The following is a 12,781-nucleotide window of genomic DNA, read 5'->3' on the forward strand; positions in this document are numbered from 1 at the left end:
ACCCCGTCCGCGAGCGGTTGCGAGCTACAACTGTCGCTCTTCGCGCAAGCGGCTCATCATTCTGTTGCTCTTCGCGCCAGCGGCTCATCGCCGACGCGCAGTCAGATCACCTGCACCGACCAGCTATGGTGAACGGGCAAACCACGCTAAGTTACCCGCGAGTAACATGGCGTGCTGGCGAATCGTGACATTCGGACCGGTGGCCAATGCCGGTCAATTCAAGGAGGACAAGGCAGACCCATGACGAACATCGTGGTGCTGATCAAGCAGGTCCCGGACACGTGGTCCGAGCGCAAGCTCAAGGACGACGACTACACGCTGGACCGTGACGCCGCCGACGCCGTGCTCGACGAGATCAACGAGCGCGCCGTCGAGGAGGCGCTGCTGATCAAGGAGAAAGCGGCCGACGACAGCACTGTGACGGTGCTGACCGCCGGCCCGGAGCGCGCTAGCGAGGCGATCCGCAAGGCCCTGTCCATGGGCGCCGACAAGGCCGTGCATGTGCTCGACGAGGGCATGCACGGCTCCGACATGGTGCAGACCGGGTGGGTGCTGGCACGGGCGCTGGGCACGATCGAGGGCACCGAGCTCGTCATCGCCGGTAACGAGGCCACCGACGGCGTGGGCGGCGCAGTACCGGCGATCATCGCCGAATACCTCGGGCTGCCGCAGCTCACCCATGTGCGCAAGCTGTCGGTCGAGGGCGACAAGGTCACGGGCGAGCGCGAGACCGACGACGGCCTGTTCACTCTGGAGGCGTCCCTGCCTGCTGTAGTGAGCGTCACCGAGAAGATCAACGAGCCCCGCTTTCCGTCCTTCAAGGGCATCATGGCCGCCAAGAAGAAGGAAGTCACCAAGCTGACCCTGGCTGAGATCGGTGTCGAGGGTGACGAGGTGGGCCTGGCCAACGCCGGCTCGAAGGTGCTCAAGGCGGAGCCGAAACCGCCGAAGACCGCCGGTGAAAAGGTTACGGACGAGGGCGACGGCGGCACCAAGATCGCCGATTATCTGAAGTCGCAGAAGATCATCTGAGAGAAGGCTTGAACTAATCATGGCTGAAGTACTTGTTCTGATCGAGCACGCCGAGGGTGCGCCCAAGAAGGTGAGTCTCGAATTGATCACCGCCGCAAAGGTATTGGGCGAGCCTTCTGCCGTTGTTGTCGGTACGCCCGGCACCGCAGAGCCGTTGGTCGGCGCACTGAAGGAAGCCGGCGCGGCCAAGATCTACATCGCCGAGGCCGATTTCGTCGACGACTACCTGCTGGTGCCACAGGTCGATGTGCTGGCGTCGCTGGCAGAGTCGGCGAGTCCGGCCGCCGTGCTGTTGGCCGCCAGTGCCGACGGCAAGGAGATCGCGGGCCGTCTGGCGGCGCGGGTCGGCAGCGGCGTGCTGACCGACGTCGTTGAGGTCTTGGACGGCAAGAAGGGCGTGCACTCCATCTTCGGTGGCGCCTTCACCGTCGATGCCGAGGCCGAGGGCGAGATCGCCGTCATCACCGTGCGTCCCGGCGCAGTGGAGGCCGAGCCCAGCGACGGAGCCGGCGAGCAGGTCAGCGTCGACGTTCCCCAACCCGCCGAGAACGCGACGAAGATCACCGCGCGAGAGCCGGCCGTGGCCGGCGACCGGCCCGAGCTGTCCGAGGCGACGATCGTCGTCTCCGGCGGTCGTGGCGTCGGCAGCGCGGAGAACTTCAGCGTCATCGAGGAGCTGGCAGACTCGCTGGGTGCCGCCGTGGGCGCGTCGCGTGCCGCGGTGGACTCCGGCTACTACCCGGGCCAGTTCCAGGTGGGCCAGACCGGCAAAACGGTCTCGCCTCAGCTGTACATCGCGCTGGGTATCTCCGGTGCGATCCAGCACCGCGCCGGCATGCAGACGTCCAAAACGATCGTCGCCGTGAACAAGGACGAAGAGGCGCCGATCTTCGAGATCTCGGACTATGGAATCGTCGGCGACCTGTTCAAGGTTGCTCCCCAGCTGACTGAGGCGGTAAAAGCGCGCAAGGGCTGATTGTCGTCGGCTAAGCTCCCGGGACGTGCAGCGCGACAGGGGGTTTTGCATCTGATGGCGATATTTCGTCACCAACCGTCCACGGACACGTCACACATACGATGCCGTCCTGAGATGCACCTGCGCGACCGTGCAGCCATGAGCACCGCATCTGTCCTGCTTGCCACTGACCCGAAAGAGGCCGCGGCACCCAAGTACACGTTGCTGCTGTCCACCGACCCCGACCTCATCGAAGATGCGCAGCGCTTACGCTACGAGGTCTTCACTTCCGAGCCGGGGTACACGCTGACCTCGGCTAGTGACGCCGACCGGTTCGACGAGTTCTGCGACCACCTGCTGGTACGCGAGGACTCGACCGGCGAGCTCGTCGGCTGCTACCGGATGCTGCCGCCGCCCGGCGCGATCGCAGCAGGCGGGCTGTACACCGCGACGGAATTCGATGTCAGCGAGTTGGACCCACTGCGGCCGTCGCTGGTCGAAATGGGTCGAGCCGTGGTCCGCGAGGAACACCGCAATGGCGCGGTCGTGCTTCTGATGTGGGCGGGAATACTCGCTTACCTCGACCGCAGTGGCTACGACTACGTGACCGGATGTGTCTCGGTGCCGATCCAGGATGTCGATGACGACGTAGCGGGACGCCGGGCCCGCGGAGTCCGCGACTATGTCCTGCAGCGGTACCGCTCGCAGTACACCGTGCGGCCCTACCGGCCGGTGGTGCTCGACGGGGCGACGCTGGACGACATCGCGCCACCGCAGCGGGTGTCACTGCCGCCGCTGATGCGGGGCTACCTGCGGCTGGGGGCGAGAGTGTGCGGCGAGCCCGCGCACGACCCGGACTTCGGCGTCGCCGACTTCCCAGCGCTGCTGGACAAGCGCGAGGCCGATGTCCGCTACCTGAAACGTCTGCGATCGGTCGCTGCGGCCGCCGAGGCCGTGCAATGAGCGAATTCCACGCTTGGCACCCGCACGGGCCGTGTGACACCAGCTGCGTGCGCATCGAGACAGTCGGCAGGCTCGGCCACGTCGTCCGCGTCGGACGGGTGGCCTACCGAGGGACTCTCATCATCGTGCTGGTGCTGGTGATGCCGCTGCTGGCGTTGAAGGTCCCGGGCAAGACGCGAATCGTCAGGTCGTACTGGCGGTTCTTCATCTGGTGCGTGGGCGTGCGAATCGTCAAGTCCGGCGGCCCGATTCGCAACGTGCCGGGAGTCCTCGTCGTCAGCCCTCACGTGTCCTGGGTCGATGCCTTCGTGATCTACTCGCTGATGCCCACCGCGTTCGTCGCGAAGGCGGAGGTGACTCGAGGCTTCGCCTTCGGTGCCATGGCCCGGGTGATGAGAATGATCCCGATCGATCGGAACAACCTGCGACAGCTTCCCGACGTGGTCAATACCGTGGCGGAGCGGCTTCGCTCGGGCCAGAACGTCACCGCGTTCCCCGAGGGAACGACGTGGTGTGGACTGGCGCACGGCGAATTCCGCCCCGCGATGTTTCAGGCCGCGATCGATGCGGGTCGCCCCGTACAACCGTTGCGGGTGAGCTACCAACAGCATGACGGGCGCCCGTCGACGGTGGCGGCGTTCGTCGGCGACGACACATTGCTCGCATCGCTGTTGCGCGTACTCGCGGTGCGCCCAATCCTCGTGCACGTGCACGTCGAGGAATTGCTGCTGCCCGGCACTCACCGCGGCGAGCTCGCGGCGCGCTGCCAAGAGCTGCTGCGGGGTACCACCTCAGCGCGTTACGAGCACGTGCTCGTCGCCTGAGCGCACGAACGGGGCCATCGCGGCCGACGGTTAAGCTGGACGGGCTATGAGCTTCCTGCGCTCGGTGTACCTCGACCACGCGGCCACCACCCCGATGCATCCCGATGCGATCGAGGCGATGACGGCCGCGATGGCGACGGTAGGAAATGCCTCGTCGCTGCACACATCCGGCCGAGCCGCTCGCCGTGCGATCGAGGAGTCGCGGGAGACTCTGGCCGACCGGCTCGGTGCGAGACCGTCGGAGGTGATCTTCACCGCCGGCGGCACCGAGAGCGACAACCTCGCGGTGAAAGGCATCTACTGGGCGCGCCGTGACGCCGACCCGCGGCGCTGCCGGATCGTCACCAGCGCCGTCGAGCACCACGCGGTCCTCGACGCGGTGGAATGGCTGCAAGACCATGAGGGCGCCGAGGTCACGTGGCTGCCCACCGACAGCGACGGTGTGGTCTCGCCGGTTGCGCTGCGCGACGCGCTCGATCAGCACGATGACGTCGCCTTGGTGTCGGTGATGTGGGCCAACAATGAGGTCGGCACCATCATGCCGATCACCGAATTGGCGGCTGTTGCCTCCGAATTCGACGTTCCGGTGCACAGTGACGCGGTTCAGGCTGTCGGGCAGCTGCCCGTGTCGTTCAGCGCGAGCGGCCTGTCGGCGATGAGCATCGCTGCGCACAAGTTCGGCGGCCCGACCGGTGTCGGTGCACTGCTTCTGCGTCGGGCCACCGCGTGCGTACCACTGCTGCACGGCGGCGGTCAGGAACGCGACGTACGTTCGGGCACACCGGATGTCGCTGGGGCGGTCGGCATGGCCGTGGCGGCAACGCTGGCCGTCGACGGGCTTGACGCGCACAGCTCCAATCTGATCGCGCTGCGCGACAGCCTGATCGACGGCGTGCTCTCGAGCATCGACGACGTGCGTCTGAACGGTCCACGGCAGGCACGGCTTCCGGGCAATGCGCACTTCACCTTCACCGGCTGTGAGGGCGATGCCCTATTGATGTTGTTGGATGCCAACGGGATTGAATGCTCCACCGGTTCGGCCTGTACGGCCGGTGTTCCGCTGCCGTCACATGTGTTGCTGGCGATGGGTGCCGATGCTGCATCGACACGGGGGTCGATCCGTCTGTCGCTGGGGCGCACCAGTATTCGTGACGATGTCGACGCCGTCCTCGATGTCCTTCCGGCCGCGGTGGACCGAGCCCGTCAGGCAGCACTGGCCAGCGCGGGGGTCTCCAGGTGAGAGTTCTTGCTGCGATGAGCGGCGGCGTGGATTCCTCGGTGGCTGCTGCACGGATGGTCGACGCCGGCCACCATGTCGTCGGCGTGCACCTGGCCCTGTCGACGGCGCCGGCCACGCTGCGCACCGGTTCGCGAGGATGTTGCTCCAAAGAGGACGCGGGCGATGCCCGGCGGGTCGCCGACATCCTCGGGATCCCTTTTTACGTATGGGATTTCGCCGAGCGGTTCAAAGAGAGCGTGATCGATGACTTCGTGTCGTCGTATGCACGCGGCGAGACGCCGAATCCGTGTGTGCGGTGCAACGAGACGATCAAGTTCTCTGCGCTGGCGGCCCGGGCGCTGGCGCTGGGCTTCGACGCGGTGGCCACCGGTCACTACGCGCGGCTGTCGCAAGGACGGCTGCGGCGGGCCGTCGACACCTCCAAGGACCAGTCGTACGTATTGGCGGTGCTCACCGCCGAGCAGCTGCGACATGCGCTGTTCCCGGTGGGCGATACGGCCAAGCCGCAGATCCGGGCCGAGGCGGCCGCGCGCGGCCTCGCGGTGGCGGACAAGCCTGACAGCCACGACATCTGCTTCATCCCCTCGGGTGACACGCAGGCGTTCCTCGGCACCCGGATCGGTGTGCGGCGCGGCGTCGTCGTCGACGCCGGCGGCTCTGTGCTGGCCGAACACGACGGCGTACACGAGTTCACGATCGGCCAACGCAAGGGGCTTGGCATTGCGGGCCCCGGGCCGGACGGGGCGCCGCGCTACGTCACTGCAATCGATGCCGCGACCGCGACGGTGACGGTCGGCGGCGCCTCGGATCTCGAGGTCTGGCAGGTGGTCGGCGAACGGCCGGTGTTCACGTCGAGCACGGCGACCACCGGACCAGTGGAATGCGCGGTGCAGGTGCGAGCCCATGGCGGGGTGGTCAACGCCGTGGCCGAGCTCGTCGGTTCCCGGCTGCAGGCGCGGCTGCGCGAACCGCTGCGCGGGGTCGCGCCAGGGCAGACGATGGTGCTGTATCGGCCAGACGCCGACGGTGACGAGGTCATCGCGTCGGCGACAATCCGCTAGCCGGTCCGCGAATCTGAATCCTCTGCGGCGACACGCCGAAACGGATCACAGAGATTTCAGATTCGCGAGGCCCGTGCGTCGCCCACGCGTCGAACGATGTCGGGCCCGCAGTCTTCCGACGTCACGTGGACGACATGCCAGCCCAATTGCGCGAGGAGTTCCATGTCGCGGATGTCCTTCGCGATCTGACGGCGGGAGGTCCGGTGATGGTCGCCGTCGTACTCGACCGCGAGTTTGAGCTCGCGCCAACCCATGTCGGCGGATCGGATAAGTTGCCCATACTCGTCGTAGATCGCGAGTTGTGTCTCGGGGCGCGGAAATCCTGCACGGATGAGAAGCAGCCGCAACCACGTCTCGCGCGGAGACTCTGATCCTGCGTCGACCAGGCCGAGGGTGATCCGTGCGCGCTTCATGCCGCGGCGCCCTGGGTAGCGCTCAGCCAGCAACTCCACGGCGGCAGGCTTCAGCTTTGTGGCACGCGCAAGCGCGTCGACGGCCGCGACCGCCTCGTCGACCGGATACCGGCACGCGAGGTCGAGTGCGGTCCGCGCAGCATTGGTCAGTGAAATGCCAAGAACATGAGTGATTTCGTCGTCGGCGATCTGGTCCGTCCAGGCGTGCAGGCGCGACGGAGGGTGGCTGTTTGCATGGATGACTTCCGCCGGGCGTGTATCGCTGATCCACCTCGCACCGTGCAGGGCAGACGCGGAGAGGCCAGCGACGATCCCTTGCCGGCGCGACCACAGCCACCCGGCTTCAGCGCGAACGGCCGCAGTGATCTCCGCGGACTTCGGCACGTAGATCCCGGGATAGATCGCCACGAACCTGGACCGAAGGAGATGCGGCGTCAGAACTCCTTCGGCGAGGGCTTCCTGCCCGATGAACGGTCGCTGCATGGCAAGAGTGTGCGCAGCGACACCGACACCTCCGCGAATCTGAATCCTCTGCGATCCGGTTCGGCGTGTCGTCGCATGAGCTTCAGATTCGCGAGCGGGGAACTAGCGAGGGTGAACGCGTGATGCAATCCGGTTGACGACGAGGTCGGGCACGACGTGGCTGTAGCCGCAGTAGGTGACCTCCACCAGCACGGTGTCCGCAAGGCGGTAGATGCGGCCGCAGTCGCGAATGCTCTCGGCGCGAATTACGACACCGGGCTCAGCCGTGTAGTCGTAGACGTACGGATATCCGGATGCGCTCTCGCCGCACGCTTTTACGAGGTTTGTCACTTCGTCGAACGCACGCCGGGCGGCGTCGGCGTTGACGTAAGCGGCCGCGGCCTCCGACAGCAGGGCCGCCTTCGGTGGGTTCTGAAAGCTTGTCTTGTGGAACTGTTTGACGTCGGGGCCGAACGTCTGGCTCTCCAGGAACACGAATTGGCACTCCGGTGGCGCCGAGTCGACGAGGAGTTCGTCGTCGACCGTCTGGATCGAATCCATGCCGGGCACGCCGGAGAGGTCGAGGCCCGCGCCTGTGATGTCGCGGAGCTCGGGGGTGGTGAGCAGCAGCTTGTCGACGTCGATGCCACCGGGGTAGGGGCCTTCGGTCGGCGGCATGGTCGCGACGCCGTCGACGACGTGCAGGCATCCGCTGACCAGCGTCGCCGCGGCCAGGCAGCTGAGCAGCATGCTGCTGCGTCGATGAGCGCTTGCGCGAAGAGCAAACGGCTGCAGAGCCATGATGAGCCAGAATACTGTTGCTCACGTGAATGCGTTCGCCACCGCGACGGGGATTGGGTCGTGGCCTTTGACGTCACCGCGAGAAGCCGCCGAAGTGATTGTCGGGGAACTGCATTCGCTGCCGCATCTGGTCGAGCTGCCGGCACGCGGCGTCGGCGCGGACATGATTGGACGGGCCGGGGCGCTTCTGGTCGACATCGCGATCGACACGACGCCACGCGGCTACCGCATCACGGCGCGGCCCGGAGCGGTGACTCGCCGCGCGCGTAGTTTCCTCGACGAGGACATCGACGCGCTGGAGGAGGCGTGGGAGAAGGCCGGGCTGCGGGGTGGCCAGCGCACAATCAAGGTGCAGGCGCCGGGGCCGGTGACGCTGGCAGCGCAGCTGGAACTCCCCAACGGCCATCGCGCGATCACTGACTCGGGCGCGCTGCGGGACCTGACAGCATCGCTGGCAGAGGGCGTTGCCGCGCATAGGGCAGAAGTGGCTCGGCGCCTTGAGGTTTCGGTGGTGGTGCAGTTGGACGAGCCGTCGTTGCCCGCCGCCCTGGCGGGCCGGCTGACCGGGGTGACGGCGTTCACGCCCGTGCACCCGGTCGACGAGAACGTTGCCGTCGAGTTGTTCGACATGTGCGTGGCAGCGGCGGGCGCCGAGGTCGCGGTGCACTGCTGCGCAGCGGACTTGCCGTGGAAAGTGCTGCAGCGCAGCAAGTTCCATGCAGTAGCTATCGACATGTCGAGCCTGTCCGACCCCGACGGACTGGGCGAATTCGTCGACAGCGGCCGCACCGCAATGTTGGGTCTCGTGCCGGCCACTGCTGTGCCCCTGCCGCCTTCGGTAGAGGAGATTGCGCAGCGGGTCGCAACGCTGACTGACCGACTTGGTTTCGCCCGCAGCGTGCTGGCAGAACGGATCGGCGTCACGCCGGCATGCGGGCTTGCGGGTGCAACGCTCGAATGGGCGCGCAGCGCGATCGAGCTGTCCGTGAAGACCGCTGAAACGGTGACCGCTGATCCGGACGCCATCTAGCGCGCGTCGAGCTCCTTGATCAGCTTCTTCGCCGCGACGAGACGGTAGGACGCGTCGACGAGCTCGCCCACCTCGGCCCAGTCGACCTTGGCGGCGGTGAGGTCCAGGCCCAGCCAGCCGGACGGCCCCATGTAGGCGGGGTAGTAGAAGCGGCTGTCCTGCTGCAGCGCCTCGCTATCGGACTCGTCGACCTTCACCAGCATCGAGTACGGGAACGGCACCATGTCGCCATGCCGCTTTTCGTTGCCGCCGTACATCACGAAGATCTTCGGCGCGCAGAACACCGGCCGACCCCACGAGACCTTCTCGAACGCGCCAGGAAACCCCAGCGCGATCTTTCGCAATTCTCGCAAGCCGAAGTCGTCGTCGGTGAACATGATCGGATGCGGCACAGCGCCAGCCTAACGTCGGCGGTCGGTGCTGTCGGGGCGCTCCGATAGCCTGCGGGGGTGGCCCAGGAGACCGATCCCATCGATCCTGACGTGCGGCGACGCTGGCAGGAGCTCGCCGAGGAGGTGCGCGCGCACCAGTTCCGGTACTACGTCAAGGACGCGCCCATCATCACCGACGCGGAATTCGACAAGCTCCTCAAAAATCTCGAGGCACTCGAAGAGCAATACCCGGAACTGCGGGTCGCCGACTCGCCCACGCAGCTCGTCGGCGGCGCGGGCTTTGCGACGGACTTCGCCGAGGCCGAGCATCTCGAACGGATGCTGTCCCTGGACAACGTGTTCGCCACCGACGAGCTGCAAGCCTGGGCGCAGCGGGTCGAGAACAAAATCGGCCGTGAGCCGGACTACCTCTGCGAGCTCAAGATCGACGGCGTCGCGTTGTCCCTCGTGTATCGCGATGGCCGATTGACGCGCGCGGCCACTCGCGGCGACGGCAGGGTGGGCGAAGACGTCACGCTCAATGCGCGCACTATCAACGAGATACCGGAAAAGCTTACGGCCACAAAGGAATACCCGATTCCCGGAGTGCTCGAAGTTCGCGGAGAGGTGTTCTTCCGGGTATCGGACTTCGAAGACCTCAACGCCGGCCTCGTCGAAGAGGGCAAAGCGCCGTTCGCCAACCCGCGCAACAGTGCCGCCGGGTCGCTGCGTCAGAAGAACCCCGCCGTCACCGCCAAACGCAAGCTGCGGATGATCTGCCACGGCATCGGCCACACCGAGGATTTTCGCCCTAAGACGCTGCACGACGCCTACTCCGCGCTCAAAGCGTGGGGGCTGCCGGTCTCGGAGCACACCACGCGGGTGAAAAGCATTGCCGCCGCTGAGGAACGGATCGTCTACTGGGGTGAGCACCGCCACGACGTCGAGCACGAAATCGACGGGGTCGTCGTCAAAGTCGACGACGTCGCCGTCCAACGGCGGCTCGGTTCGACATCACGAGCACCGCGCTGGGCGATCGCGTACAAGTACCCGCCGGAGGAGGCGCAGACCGAGCTGCTCGATATCCGGGTCAACGTGGGCCGCACAGGGCGCGTCACGCCGTTCGCCTACATGACGCCGGTCAAAGTCGCGGGGTCGACGGTCGGCCTTGCGACACTGCACAACGCATCGGAGGTCAAGCGCAAGGGCGTGCTGATCGGCGACACCGTGATGATCCGCAAGGCCGGCGACGTCATCCCAGAGGTGCTGGGTCCCGTTGTCGACCTGCGTGACGGCACCGAACGCGAGTTCGTCATGCCCACGCACTGTCCCGAATGCGGCACCACCCTCGCCCCGGCCAAGGAGGGCGACGCCGACATCCGCTGCCCGAACTCCCGATCGTGCCCAGCACAGTTGCGGGAGCGCGTGTTTCACGTCGCCGGCCGCGGCGCGCTGGACATCGAAGGGCTCGGCTACGAGGCCGCGATCGCCTTGCTGAAAGCCGGCGTGATCACCGACGAGGGCGACTTGTTCTCGCTGACCGAAGACGACCTGCTTCGCACCGACCTGTTCACGACCAAGGACGGCGCGCTGTCGGCGAACGGGGCACGGCTGCTTCACAATCTGGACCATGCGAAGTCGCGGCCACTGTGGCGCGTGCTGGTCGCGCTGTCCATCCGGCACGTCGGCCCCACCGCTGCGCGCGCCCTGGCCACCGAGTTCGGCAGAATCGACGCAATCACCGCCGCGTCGCAGGAGCAGTTGGCGGCCGTCGAGGGCGTCGGGCCCACGATCGCGGACGCGGTCATCGAGTGGTTCGCGGTCGACTGGCACAGGGAGATCGTGGAGAAATGGGCCGCCGCCGGCGTGCACATGGAAGACGAGCGCGACGCCAGCATCGCCCGGACGCTGGACGGCCTGTCGATCGTCGTCACGGGCTCGTTGCCCGGGTTCTCTCGCGACGAGGCCAAGGAGGCCATCGTCGCGCGCGGCGGCAAGGCGGCGGGCTCGGTCTCGAAGAAGACCGCCTTCGTGGTGGCAGGCGATTCACCGGGCTCCAAGTACGACAAGGCTGTCGAACTCGGTGTGCCGATTCTCGACGAAGACGGCTTCCGCGATCTGCTGGAAAACGGGCCGCCGGCGCCCTGACCGCCGACAGCCAGTGAGTCATGGCTCGCACCAATTCCGCGAACACGCGTTTGCTGCGTCAGTAAGCTGTTGCAGCGTGGGCAAACGCTGCTTCGTGATCGCTCCGATTGGAGATCCAGGTACGCCAACGCGGGAACACTCAGACGACGTCTTCAGGTTCATCATCAAGCCAGCGATGGAGCAGCGCGGAATCGAGGCGTTCCGCTCGGACCACTTGCGCGATCCCGGCAAGATCACCGACCAGATGTTCTCGCGGATCCTCGGCGACGACCTGTGCATTGCGGTAGTCACTGGTCATAACCCAAATGTGTTTTACGAGATCGCCATCGCACAGGCAGCAGGCCGCCCGCTGATCCTGCTCGCCGAGCGAGGCGAGCTCATGCCGTTCGATCTTCACGACCAGCGGTTCGTTGAATACACCATGAAGCCGAGTCCGCTCGTTGACGGTGTGTATGTGAAGGGAGTCGTTGATCACATTGACAGCCTCGAGGCGGCCAACTGGGAGGTAACGAGCCCTTTTGATGGGATCGTGGCGTCAGGTGGTGACGCGGACGCAGGAGTCGAATTTCTGCCGCAGGCACACAGTTTCGGTTCGGCAAACGAGTGGATGGGAATCCTCGCTGAGACCGAGCACGCTTTCGACATCATGGGAATTAGTCTGTCCAGCTGGCGCAAGAGCCCCGGTTTCGCAAAGGCGGTAAAGGACAAGGCGGCGGCTGGGTGCGAGGTCAGAATCCTGCTGATGCATCCGGAAAATCCCGCGCTGCCGGAACTGATCAACGACGCGATCGAGGAGGATCGGCTTGGCGAGGTGCAAGAGACGCTCGTCAGCACCTTCCGCTCCTATAGCAAGCTGAGCCAGCAATGTCCGGGTATTGCTGTGCGTCAAATAAGCCGCGGATGTCCGCATTTCCAAATCGCCATCACGGACTCGCGCGCAACCTGCATTCCGTATATGTATTCGCGGCGCTCGAGTCTCAGCCCGTTAATCGCGTGCCGCCCGGATCATGCCTTCTACGCCGCGATGGTTGACGAGTTCAACGACCTCTGGACAGTGAACGCGTCTTCCCCATGACGCCCTGAACCTCAGCGCAGGATCGTCGCGACGATGCCGGCCAGATAACCCAGCCGCGCCACTTCCGACGGCCTGAATTCCGGCCCGCCGGGACGGCCGAGCATCACCGCGCATCGTGGGTCGCCCAGCGGCGCGGCGGCCAACGTGGTGTCCATGTCCTGCCACACTTGCGGGACCCAGTCGGCGGATCCGTCGAGTGCCGCCGCATGCTCAAGCGGCAGCCACGGTGCCGACGCGGCTGCGGTCTCCGGTGCGCCGGGACTTCCGACCACGCGCTCGAAGCCGTCGTCGGAGAGCCGCAGGACGGTGCACCAGCTCACTCGCAGCACCCGCGGTGACTCGTCGGCAAGCACCTGAAGCTTGCCCATCCGGTCGCCGCCGCCGGCCACGTGATCGATCAGCTCGA

Annotated in this window: 12 protein-coding genes and 1 pseudogene; 9 read left to right on the forward strand and 4 right to left on the reverse strand. The window is 66.1% G+C overall.

The features are described 5' to 3' along the window. Window positions 1-240: 240 nt before the first annotated feature. The 6 genes from QOH60_RS10985 to mnmA all read left to right on the forward strand — a co-directional run bounded on the left by QOH60_RS10985 (window position 241) and on the right by mnmA (window position 6,075). Window positions 241-1,032 carry an electron transfer flavoprotein subunit beta/FixA family protein gene (locus QOH60_RS10985; RefSeq protein ID WP_526420085.1) on the forward strand — a complete coding sequence of 264 codons (792 nt, stop codon included), beginning with the start codon at window positions 241-243 and terminating at the stop codon, window positions 1,030-1,032. A gap of 19 nt (window positions 1,033-1,051) precedes the next feature. After that, window positions 1,052-2,008 carry an electron transfer flavoprotein subunit alpha/FixB family protein gene (locus QOH60_RS10990; RefSeq protein WP_526420087.1) on the forward strand — a complete coding sequence of 319 codons (957 nt, stop codon included), beginning with the start codon at window positions 1,052-1,054 and terminating at the stop codon, window positions 2,006-2,008. 138 nt (window positions 2,009-2,146) lie between these two features. After that, the gene (locus QOH60_RS10995) at window positions 2,147-2,950 is read left to right on the forward strand and encodes a GNAT family N-acyltransferase (RefSeq protein WP_526420089.1); all 804 of its coding nucleotides are present in this window, start codon (window positions 2,147-2,149) and stop codon (window positions 2,948-2,950) included. Further along, entirely contained in the window at window positions 2,947-3,774 is an 828-nt protein-coding gene (locus QOH60_RS11000) for a lysophospholipid acyltransferase family protein (RefSeq protein WP_526420091.1), read from the forward strand. Before QOH60_RS10995 ends, QOH60_RS11000 begins: the two co-directional genes overlap by 4 nt. 46 nt (window positions 3,775-3,820) lie before the next feature. After that, the gene (locus QOH60_RS11005) at window positions 3,821-5,014 is read left to right on the forward strand and encodes a cysteine desulfurase family protein (protein WP_526420093.1); all 1,194 of its coding nucleotides are present in this window, start codon (window positions 3,821-3,823) and stop codon (window positions 5,012-5,014) included. After that, complete coding sequence (gene mnmA / locus QOH60_RS11010) at window positions 5,011-6,075, forward strand: tRNA 2-thiouridine(34) synthase MnmA (RefSeq protein WP_526420095.1); 1,065 nt, start codon at window positions 5,011-5,013, stop codon at window positions 6,073-6,075. Before QOH60_RS11005 ends, mnmA begins: the two co-directional genes overlap by 4 nt. 56 nt (window positions 6,076-6,131) lie before the next feature. Here the strand turns inward: mnmA and QOH60_RS11015 are convergent, their stop codons facing one another. Both QOH60_RS11015 and QOH60_RS11020 read right to left on the reverse strand, forming a co-directional pair. Further along, window positions 6,132-6,971, reverse strand: coding sequence for a hypothetical protein (locus tag QOH60_RS11015; RefSeq protein ID WP_526420097.1), 840 nt, complete (start codon window positions 6,969-6,971; stop codon window positions 6,132-6,134). A 102-nt stretch (window positions 6,972-7,073) separates the two neighbouring features. Next, window positions 7,074-7,751 (reverse strand): sensor domain-containing protein, encoded by a 678-nt coding sequence (locus tag QOH60_RS11020; RefSeq protein ID WP_526420099.1) that lies wholly within the window; start codon window positions 7,749-7,751, stop codon window positions 7,074-7,076. Window positions 7,752-7,776: 25 nt separating this feature from the next. On the opposite strand from QOH60_RS11020, the gene QOH60_RS11025 reads away from it, so the two are divergent. After that, the gene (locus QOH60_RS11025; protein WP_526420101.1) at window positions 7,777-8,781 is read left to right on the forward strand and encodes a uroporphyrinogen decarboxylase/cobalamine-independent methonine synthase family protein; all 1,005 of its coding nucleotides are present in this window, start codon (window positions 7,777-7,779) and stop codon (window positions 8,779-8,781) included. On the opposite strand, the gene QOH60_RS11030 is transcribed toward QOH60_RS11025, so the two are convergent. Beyond that, window positions 8,778-9,173: an MmcQ/YjbR family DNA-binding protein gene (locus QOH60_RS11030; RefSeq protein ID WP_526420103.1), complete on the reverse strand. Its 396-nt coding sequence runs from the start codon at window positions 9,171-9,173 to the stop codon at window positions 8,778-8,780. The genes QOH60_RS11025 and QOH60_RS11030 overlap by 4 nt on opposite strands. A 57-nt stretch (window positions 9,174-9,230) precedes the next feature. Between QOH60_RS11030 and ligA the strand changes: the two genes are divergently transcribed. Both ligA and QOH60_RS11040 read left to right on the forward strand, forming a co-directional pair. Beyond that, window positions 9,231-11,300 (forward strand): NAD-dependent DNA ligase LigA, encoded by a 2,070-nt coding sequence (gene ligA / locus QOH60_RS11035; protein WP_526420105.1) that lies wholly within the window; start codon window positions 9,231-9,233, stop codon window positions 11,298-11,300. A 175-nt stretch (window positions 11,301-11,475) separates the two neighbouring features. Beyond that, a complete protein-coding gene (locus QOH60_RS11040; protein WP_526420107.1) occupies window positions 11,476-12,375 on the forward strand; it encodes a hypothetical protein in 900 nt (299 codons plus the stop codon). 11 nt (window positions 12,376-12,386) lie between these two features. Here QOH60_RS11040 and QOH60_RS11045 read toward each other — a convergent pair. Beyond that, window positions 12,387-12,781: pseudogene (locus QOH60_RS11045) on the reverse strand (amino acid-binding protein); the annotation flags it as partial.

This window comes from Mycobacterium sp., assembly GCF_032159765.1.
Classification (GTDB): domain Bacteria; phylum Actinomycetota; class Actinomycetes; order Mycobacteriales; family Mycobacteriaceae; genus Mycobacterium.